This is a genomic window from Deltaproteobacteria bacterium, assembly GCA_012522415.1.
Classification (GTDB): domain Bacteria; phylum Desulfobacterota; class Syntrophia; order Syntrophales; family JAAYKM01; genus JAAYKM01.
Genome location: JAAYKM010000064.1, coordinates 1 through 9582 on the forward strand (window position 1 = coordinate 1; position 9582 = coordinate 9582).

At 53.7% G+C, this 9582-nt stretch carries 9 protein-coding genes; 1 reads left to right on the plus strand and 8 read right to left on the minus strand.

Annotation, left to right across the window (positions count from 1 at the left end):
* Positions 1 to 397 precede the first annotated feature (397 nt).
* The 6 genes from GX147_05865 to GX147_05890 all read right to left on the minus strand — a co-directional run bounded on the left by GX147_05865 (position 398) and on the right by GX147_05890 (position 6576).
* Positions 398 to 1156, minus strand: coding sequence for a 4Fe-4S dicluster domain-containing protein (locus GX147_05865; GenBank protein ID NLN60219.1), 759 nt, complete (start codon positions 1154 to 1156; stop codon positions 398 to 400).
* Entirely contained in the window at positions 1156 to 3648 is a 2493-nt protein-coding gene (locus GX147_05870) for a molybdopterin-dependent oxidoreductase (protein ID NLN60220.1), read from the minus strand. The genes GX147_05865 and GX147_05870 overlap by 1 nt, the downstream gene beginning before the upstream one ends.
* A gap of 263 nt (positions 3649 to 3911) precedes the next feature.
* The gene (locus tag GX147_05875) at positions 3912 to 4445 is read right to left on the minus strand and encodes a Slp/YeaY family lipoprotein (protein NLN60221.1); all 534 of its coding nucleotides are present in this window, start codon (positions 4443 to 4445) and stop codon (positions 3912 to 3914) included.
* Positions 4446 to 4979: a Slp family lipoprotein gene (locus GX147_05880; GenBank protein NLN60222.1), complete on the minus strand. Its 534-nt coding sequence runs from the start codon at positions 4977 to 4979 to the stop codon at positions 4446 to 4448.
* Between the two features lie 329 nt (positions 4980 to 5308).
* A complete protein-coding gene (locus tag GX147_05885; GenBank protein NLN60223.1) occupies positions 5309 to 5830 on the minus strand; it encodes a hypothetical protein in 522 nt (173 codons plus the stop codon).
* Positions 5831 to 6204: 374 nt separating this feature from the next.
* Positions 6205 to 6576 (minus strand): DUF805 domain-containing protein, encoded by a 372-nt coding sequence (locus GX147_05890; GenBank protein ID NLN60224.1) that lies wholly within the window; start codon positions 6574 to 6576, stop codon positions 6205 to 6207.
* A 381-nt stretch (positions 6577 to 6957) separates the two neighbouring features.
* On the opposite strand from GX147_05890, the gene GX147_05895 reads away from it, so the two are divergent.
* Positions 6958 to 7857, plus strand: coding sequence for a cation diffusion facilitator family transporter (locus GX147_05895; GenBank protein ID NLN60225.1), 900 nt, complete (start codon positions 6958 to 6960; stop codon positions 7855 to 7857).
* A 130-nt stretch (positions 7858 to 7987) separates the two neighbouring features.
* Here GX147_05895 and GX147_05900 read toward each other — a convergent pair whose 3' ends face one another.
* Together GX147_05900 and GX147_05905 are read right to left on the minus strand one after the other, a co-directional pair.
* Positions 7988 to 8455 carry a GNAT family N-acetyltransferase gene (locus GX147_05900; protein ID NLN60226.1) on the minus strand — a complete coding sequence of 156 codons (468 nt, stop codon included), beginning with the start codon at positions 8453 to 8455 and terminating at the stop codon, positions 7988 to 7990.
* A 390-nt stretch (positions 8456 to 8845) separates the two neighbouring features.
* On the minus strand, positions 8846 to 9253 hold the full coding sequence (locus GX147_05905) for a hypothetical protein (protein NLN60227.1): 408 nt from the start codon (positions 9251 to 9253) through the stop codon (positions 8846 to 8848).
* Between the last annotated feature and the right edge of the window lie 329 nt (positions 9254 to 9582).

Below are 9582 nucleotides of genomic sequence, written 5' to 3' on the forward strand. Positions count from 1 at the left end.
ATCGAGTTTGTTTACAATGCCCATGGCAAGCCTCCTTTGAATGTTTTTGTTATGGAAAACAAAAGATACCATCCAAATTGAGAGCTTGCCGCCTTTTTTAAACATTATGTCTGAACCCCGCCGTCAGCCTGAAATGTCATTCCGAATCCCCGCGATAGCGGGGTGAGGAATCTTGAACGCACCACCTCGGGACGGCGTGAGGGACAAGATTTCTCGTCGCTTCGCTCCTCGAAATGACATGGGGGAGCTCCTCCAAAGGACAAGGGATGCTCCTCAGAATACTGTCCCCATATCCCACCTGTAAACAGGTGACAAGGTGGGCTCGTCAGACGGTTACCCTCAAATGACCTGAGGGGCACTCCTCGAAATGACATGCTTCCTTGTCATCCCAAGCCCATCATCCGATGTCGTTTCGAGTGGCGTCCATCAGATCCGCATTGTTCGCGTGCTTCATTTTGAACGTGCTCCGGGTCCTTTTGATGGTTCCCGGTTCGAGTTGCGTGACATCCTCGATACGGTCGAAAACGAATCCCATGTCCTCTCCCATGTCCTTGCGGTCACGCATCAGTTCAATCGCCCGGTTCTTATCGTAGGGAACGAGATCTTGCTTCGGTGCGTTCGGTTTGCAGATAAACGCCGGTTTCGTCACCGGGGCGGGCATACCGTCCAGTTGCCGCAAATCCCCATACCGGGCAATCATTTCGTCCAGAGGACCGAAATCCAATGCCCGAAGCGGGCAGGCGGCCACACAGACCGGAATATCTCCCTTCTCCAGGCGATCGATGCACATGGTGCACTTGCTCATCTTCGTACCCGGGGCGTCGCTTGCAAATTTAGGCGCCCCGTAAGGACAGACCACGGCGCACTGCCGTGCCCCCCGGCACTTGTCCGGATCGACGAGGACGGCGCCGTACTTTTCCTCCTTGAAGAGGGCGCCATTCGGACAGGCGCTCAGGCAGACGGGATTTTCGCAATGACCGCAGGCGAACGCCAAAATATGCAACCGGAGATCCGGGAAAACGCCATCTTCAAAATCATACACGGTCATCCACTTTTCCGGACCGGGGGGCAGAAAATTCCAGTCCTTGCAGATCACGCTGCACGTCTGGCAGCCGTAGCACCGGCTCTGATCGAAATAAAACGCATATTGAGACATCAGTCGTTTCCTCCCAGTTTTTTCACTTCCACCAGACCGGCGGTCAGAATGCTGTTCACCACATGGGGCAGATGGACGTCACCGATCAGGAAATTGCACGCACCGCGCGTGTCCATGCCGTAAGGCATGGCCTCCGTTTTTTCCTCGCTGGGCATATACCAGGCTCCGAAATGCATGGCCACGGTCCCCGTAATGATTTTGGATGTTACGTAGGCATGAAGGCGCACACAGCCGTACTCGTTGAATACCTCGATGGCATCGTTGTCCCGGACACCGCGTTTTTTCGCGTCGACGGGAGAAATCCAAAGGCGATGGTTGTAGCAGTCCCGCAGCAACGGGTTCTGGTCATGGCACGAAAGGTCACGATACAGGGAAACCGGGGTGATCATCGACAGCGGATAGTCCCGGATCCGCGGCGAAAAATACGAATCGCGGGGGGGCTCCGTCATATACGAAGGCCTCCAGCGCGGGATCGGATCGATCTTCCCACCCCATCTTTTCCTGATATCCGTGCCGGCCACCAAATTCGAGTAGAATTCGATCTTTCCGGACGGCGTCAGGAACGCCTCCGTTCCCTCCCCAATCGTGTTCTTGAATGCGTGAAAGGGCTCCTCAATCGGCACCCGGATGACCGGGTTTTTCAGGAATTCCGCCCAGGGTTTCAGGTCGATTCCCACCGCTCGCAGGGCGCCGTTTTCGTCCTTGATCCACTTTTCGTAAGCGGCGCGGTAGAGCTTCTCGACCTCCTCGTCCCACTTATCCCAAGGAACATCCTTCAGTTTCGGGTTGTACTTTTCGCCGATACCGAGTTTGTTGGCGATCTGCGTCCAGAACCATTCCACCGGCCGGATTTCCCCCGGGGGATCCAAGGCCTTGCCGCAGTAGAACATGTAGTTGTTCATCCCTCCGGGACCCGTGCGGAAGCGTTTCGCGTCCAGGTGGAAGGGGTCCGTCGATTCGAGCTGGTGAATCGGGGCGGGAATGACGATATCCATGAACTGTACGGTCGGCGAGTTGATGTGCCACCCCAGGCCGCAGGTGAAGTGGAGCATCAAGGCGGCTTTCAGGCGCTTGTTCAGATCCTGCAGGTTGTTCAGCCAGTTGTTGCCGAAAAAGACGAACTGGAGATTCGGAAGCGGCGACCCTTCCGGGCAGCCGATGGCGAAGCGATATTCCTCTTCCGTGATTTCACCGGCGTCGTATTTCGGGCGCAGGGTGACGGCTTCGGCCATCTTGTTGTTCACCATGCACACATAAGGCGTGAATTCCCGGGGCGCCCGGCCGAATTCGGCGTTGACGTCCGGCAATGACGGGAAATGGGTCGGCGTGACCAGGACGGAGCCGCTTTCGCAGCCGCCGGGGCAGGCGATGTTCCCCGTCATGGCCTGGAGCAACATCGAAGCCGTCGCGGCGTATTCCCCGTAATGCCGTTTGGAGACGCTGTAATGGCATTGCAGGTGAACGGGGCCGCTGGTCGCGTAAAGACGGGCAAATTCCCTGATCGTTTCCGCCGGAACCGCGCAGATTGTTTCCGCCCATTCCGGTGATTTCACCTCCCCGTCTTCATCACCCATCAGATAGCGGCGGAATTTTTCAAATCCCTCCGGTTCGACGAACCGTTCCACAAAGGCCCGATCCCAGAGCTCTTCTTCATAAATAACCTGGGCCACGGCCAGCATCATGGCCGTATCGGTACCGGGGCGGATGGGAATCCACTGATCGGCGAGAACCTCCGCGCTCAGGGTGTAACGCGGTTCGATGACGATTATTTTTGCGCCCCGTTCCTTTGCCAGCTTCAAGTAATACGAAACGGACCCGTGCCAACCCACCAAGGGGTCCCAGCCCCAAAGAACGATCAGTTTCGAGTTGAACAGATCCGGCGCCTCGTAGCCGACCAGGGACTTACCCTGACCGGCGAAGACATTTTTCGCCGGTTCATATCCGAGATGGGCCCTTTCCCCGGCCAGGGTGCCGGAAACGGAATGGTCGGACCAGGAGGCGATGGCCCCCTTGAAATACGGGTTCAGGGGAAAGCTTGAAAATTCGAAGAAGGTTAAATGGGTATGCAGAATGCTGTTTTCCCCGAAAAGGTCGACGGTTTCCTTGAGCTTCGTTGCGATGGTGTCGATGGCCTCTTCCCAGCTTATTTCAACAAAATGGCCGTTACCGTGCCCCCGGCCGCCGACCCGCTTCAAAGGCTTGGTGATGCGGGTGGGGGCGTCGATCTCCCCTTTCCAGGAATGCCCCATGACGCAGGGGCGCTGCTGAACCATGCCCTGATTCAACTGTTCCCGGGTCATATAGGCGTCCTCCCGTCCCCGGTTGGCGTTGAGGCTGTCATCCGTTTCGATGGCCATCAGCCTGCCGTCTTTCGTACGAACCTTCAGGATGCAGTTGGCATCCCAGCAGCCGTTCTGGGTACAGCAGGTATACGTAATCTTCTCATTTTCATGCCGATCCATTAAATCCCGGATCAATGTTTCTTGACTCATGAATATCCTCCCAATGCGATATGGTTCGGGTATGTGCTTATGGGGCCGGGGGTGTCACGGGAAATCCGGTTCTTAAACCGTTTCATCAAAATGATGGTTTTCGCGGTAGTGCCGGTGGATTTCAGTGTGTCATTTTCCGCCGGTTCCCGGTGGGAACTATAACGGACAAGCGCTGGCACGTCAAGCCGTACAGGCAAGGGCATTTTGAAAAGCCCGGTGGACGGAGAACCATTCCGCGGCTCCGGATCACGGTACCGGAATGGCTACCACCAGTAGGGATTACGATACCACGGGCGGTAGTGCCACGGGTGATATGGGTAGGGTCCCCAATACCAGGGATCGTAATAATAGGGGGATTTCGGCTTCCTCTTTCCCCAAAGGCGTATTTCCCTGGATTCAATAACCGGGTACGTGTAGCGAAAGTCGCCGACGGGGCGTTCCTCTTTTCCGGCAACCCGGCCGATTACCGTCACCTCGCGGTCGCCCGTATAGATGGCCGGATCGAGAAAACCCGAATAGCGGATCATAAAGCGCCCCGATGATGTGTCCGTATTCATCGGCTGTTTCTGGAAATCCAGGTTTGCCTGCCTGACGATTACCAGGGTGTCATCAGCGCGGGCAACCGTCTCGATGATGACACCCCCCCAGATGACGGATTGTCCGGTAAAGGCATCCGGAGCCGCGAGAACGTCGGTAAAGGCAACGTCCTTTTGGACCTCACGCATCATCTCCTGTGAAAAGGGAGCACAGGCCACGACGGTGAGCAGAATGACGGCAACGAAAACCTGCGTTCTCATCTAAAACCCCACGCCGACACCCACTCCGCCGCCACTGCCTCGACTGCCCACGCCACCGCCGACACCGATGCCGAACCTCGGACTCCGGTTCGTCTCCTCATCCTTCCAGAGGTGATGCTCTTTCGCGGCCAGTACCGGATACGTGTAACGGATCTCGTTGATCGGACGAACCTGTTTCCCCTCCACCTGCCCCGCCACGGTCAGATTCCTGCCGGCCGCGTATATGGCGGGATCGAGGAAGCCTGTAAAACGCACCAGAAAACGACCGCCCGACTGGTCCGTCGCTTCCGGTTTCTGTTGGCGGTCAAGTTTCTTCTCCAGCACCTCGATCCACGTTTCACCGTCCTTGGCCGTCACGGCGATGATCTGCCCCCCCAGTACGACGGTTTTCCCTTTGTAGGCATCGGGTTTCTGCTGGAGCGCGGCAAAGGAGATGCTTTGGTCCACACTGTTCATGGTGGTTTCTGAAATCACGGAAGCGCACGCGACGGTCAACAACGCCAGGCATACAACGAAAAGGATTCTTCTGATCATCTCTGACCTCCTGCTTAAAAATTTTATCCCCCCTTATCAGGCAAGGGGGAATGCGTATTTTGTGTCAATTGTAATTGATATTTTCATTTATGGAAAGGACAAGTCGGAGGATGAAACAAGAAGGCCCGGGATTCCTTTCACGGGTTTTTCGTTCCGGAGACGGCGACCAATTTCGCGATGTCGTATCTGCCCGGGAACATGATGACGGAAAAACACATGTCCCCGAGGGCGCGCCGCCCTCGGATAAAGAAAATCCCCGCCGTATCATGAATGAAAGCGGCAGGGATTTTCTCGAAAATGTTTGTCTCACGCCGGGAAGCTCCGCCGGATCAGTGTATTTTCTTCATTTCCGTGACGCCGCTGCAATTAACCGACGTAAACTGTCCTTTCAACAGGCAATTTTTCGTTTTTTCGCAGCATATTTCGCCCTTGAGATGGACGTTATCCCTTCCGCTGATGGATTGGGCGGTAAAATTGCAGCACTCTTTGGAAGAACCCGGAGTCACGGTGCCCTTAAAATGGGTCACCTTCCCGTCTCCCGCATTGACTGACCTGGCCTCGAACGTACTGCCGCAGGAGGCGCCCTGATCAATGTCCAGGGTGACCTTGCCCGATGTCGGTTTGCTCCCCATCTCCTTGCAGTGCGTTTCCCGCATCTTCCCCTCGTAATGCCCGCTGATGCAACATCTGAGATGGGGCCTTTTCAGCAAAAAGTCCGACTCCTCCCGGGTCGGCTTCACGAGGCCCGGTTTCTTCACCATCGGTGGGGCCGTGCCGGCCGGATCCGCGGCCTGGACGGGAACGGCGCAGAACATGACGAAAACGGCGAAAAAAATGATAAGTTTCTTCATGATAACCTCCTCTCCTTTCTTCTTTGGCTTGTTGCAGGTTCCTCTGTTTCGGTTTGGGGTGACCCATAACCATTCACCTTAACGCCTCCCGGTGACGCCCGGGGTATTTCCGTTTTCCCTTGACAAAACTTATCATGAAAGCCCCTGCATTTCCCTGTTTTTCGTTTACGGGATCACCATTGAAACGGTCTCCCGCTCCACTTCGAGATAGAGGGCGTCTATTTCGGCCTGCCATTGGATGGTCCAAGCCAGGGCGGTCACGATCCGGCAGTAGGCCCGGATGTCATCGAGTTCGAGGCGACGCTCCCGGCGATCCTTCAGCCACTTCTCGCAGACCTGGTAGCCGCCGGCAGGCTTTGCCTTTCCTGCAAAAGTTAGGCAGCTTCCGGGAGTTTTGGATTTGGCCCATACTGATTCTCCCCGGCCTGACTGTCCTGCACCAGCATGATGAACAAAACGATTGCTCCGATAAGCGGCACAAGCGAGATGAGTAGCCACCAACCCGTTCGGCCTGTATCGTGGAGTCGTCTGACACCAACAGCGATGCCCGGAACCAGAACGGCGAGCATGTACAATGTTGCGAGAATGCTTTGATCAGACTGCCCTGCAATACCGGCGATACCTTCGACTAAGCCTAAAACGAGCCCAATGATGATGTTAAAGAGAAAGAACATCCAGTACTCTTTCCGCCGGGACCGTCCGCTGAATACCGCGTACTTCTTTAAAACCATCAGGTACCAATCCATGTTCCCTTTCCTTTTCCTGGTGGGTTTGTTGCCCGGCACCCGTCCTCACCCGTAGCGTATGCCCTTTGGTGGAGCGAAGGGTCAGGCAGCCGTGCTATCCATAATGGGTTACGACCAATCCTGCCGGCGGCAATAGGCGCAGCGAATTTGCCGTCCAACGCCGTGTTCTTTTCCCTGAAATCCATAACATACCCAAACATATTATGGTAGCTGAAGTGATCCCGATTCCGTATCGCCTCTTTTCAGTGCCCTTGACGACTTCGGAACGGTTTCCTTTCACCGCGTGAGGATCCTGCATGGACGGATGATGATTCTTTTTCTTTACTTAGCGAAGGCAACTTGATAGATGCAAAGCAACGTTTTCAGTAAAGAAGATGCTAAATGGGCGAGCCAAAAGAATTCGACCAAAAACGAACATCGGTTGCAGCGAAAGGCGTTGTCACGGGCGGCATCGCGGTAGGGCTTGCTCTGTTTATGGCCCTGACGGCCAACTCCGTGGCCCTCTGGGCTGATTTTGCTGCAACAGGCCTGGATTTTTTGGCGATAGCCATCGCCTGGTGGGGTCTGCGTAAAGCCGAGGCGGGGAAAACGGGCTTTTTCAATTACGGATTTGGCAGATTCGAAAGCCTTCTGAGCATCGGAATCGCCTTGCTCATGGTCATATCCTTCTTGTGCATCCTCGGTGCCGTCGTTGTTCGCTTAAACAACCCGGTGCCCTTACGCGGTATCGGTGTTTTTATCGGTGTTATCCTTCATTCCATTTTCGGCGTCATCAACACCAAACTGGCCGTGCAAAGCGCCCTTCTGGAAAAAAGGGAAAAAACAGCCCTCATATCAGCCCAAAAGCGCATCTTCATCATCAAGGCAACAGCCAATATCTGCATGTTTGCTGCGTTGAGTTCATCATACTTGTTAAGCCCTTACCCCTGGTCTTATTACTTTGATCCTGCGGCGGCGATTCTGATATCGGCCATGCTTCTGGCAGGAGCAACAAAGGTGTTCAATTTCTCCGTGCGCGATTTGCTCGATTGCGCCATAGAAGAGCAATCTCAGCTCCTTATCATCAGGGCCATGGTGCATCACTTCGATCAGTATGAACAGATACACGAAATACGCACCCGCAATGCCGGAGGAAAAGTGTATGTCGAAATTTTTCTGGAATTTGATCCGGAAGCGAAACACTCATCGGTGATGCGCACCATTCAATCAATAAGCCGGGAAATCAAAAACGATCTCGGCTTTGCCGAAGTCCTGGTCATTCCGGCCAGCAAGAACGGATAAACCTGTCCCCCGCTATCCTGTCGTAACCTGCGGAAATATATTCCCTCTGCTGCCGAAACGGGGCGTCGTTTATCGTATTCCCCAAAACAGGACAGAACGATAGGGAACCCACCAGAGGCTCCCTACAGCCTCAATGGCATGGTTCGACGATTATTTCCATGATCTCAAAAGTTATGCCGTGCTTTATGAATACCGGATGTTCAGGTGCCTGGCCGTGCACCGTTTGAAAACCCAGCTTGCGGAAGAAGCCCGTGGATGTATTTCGCGCGATAGTACGAACTTTGTGGCACTTCCTTGATGATGCGATGCGAAGCAATTCAGCCAATAGAGTTCGGCCAAGGCCTTTCCCTTGAGCGTTTGAGGCGACCGCCAAATGCCGTAACTCGATCTCTGTGTCACCTGTCCAGACGGCAACCAATCCGCCCGCGACATGTCCATTCAGCTTGACAATCAATGCAATCTCTTTTCCCTCGACGACAAACTCGCGACGGATATTTCGATGAAATCCGAGAGATTGCCACAGGGTCCGCCAAAGGAGTTCGTCCAACTCCGTGGTGTCGGATGTTGTTGTCACTGTTTCCACGACCATCCGGTTCATTATCCATCATTTCTGCGAACGGCGGAACCCGTCAATGAAAATGAGCCCCCTCCGCAACTTGCGCTCCAAATCTCGCCGTTTCATCCAATCAGCACCTTTTCCTGGATAGCATCTTCAGGCAGTCCTCGAAGGATGTCCGCCTTGCGATCTTCGAGAATCAATTCAATAGCCTGGTGCAAACTATTCTTGGTTTCCTCGATCGCCTCCCCTTGCCCATTGGCACCAGGAATTTCCGAACCTCTATGAAGGCAAGGGGTTCTTCATATTCTGCGACAAGAGCTGCGGGCAGGGCTTCCAGAAGCAGGATGATACATACCTGTCAAGTGGTTTTCAGATAGCGGCGGGGCTCGCGTCGGCTGTAAGGCGTCTCCTGGAAGCGATGGCTGGCATTTATTTCTTTAGTTTTCTAAAGAGCCACCAATGCAATTCCATATCTGGATTGTCAATATGGTCATTTGCCATATGAGTTTGCTCGGTAGCCTTTATAAATCTTTGGTCCGCCAATGAAATCCGTTTTTTAACCTTGCCCAAATCATCCTCTGATGCATACTGCAAAGCCTTGAAAAGTTCTGATCTGGGCCAAAGATCGTGATCATATTCTTCGCTGGACCCAATGTCATTAACGCTTGATTGTTCAATATACGCTACGGATTCCTCCCACCAGGATACATATGCTTCCAAACCTTCCTTCGCCTCATCATATGAATGGCCCTCCAACATGCAAAAGCGGGCCAAGCCTGAAGTCTTCCCTCTTTGACTCAATCTTTTTAATTCCTGTTTTATACTATATTTTGACATAGCTGCTGGCTACTGAAGTCGGTGTTAATAAAGAGCGCAACAGCGAGCGTTGGGCGGTCCGTTGGATTGACCTGTTCGCTATTTTCTTTTGAGTTTGCCTTGATCAATTAGTTGGCTGCCAATGTATCGTGCCATTTCTGCATAACCTTTTTCAGTTGGATGCCCATCATACTTAAAAAAATAGTCAGATTTATTCTGTAAATTGTAAAAATCAACCTCTTCCCGGACAGTCAGTTACTCTTCGGTGAGGCAGCTTACACCACCTGTTCTTGTTTTGTTAGCTCTTTGGCAGCAAGAGCCGCTTCAATCGTTTCAATGGGTCGTCTGCC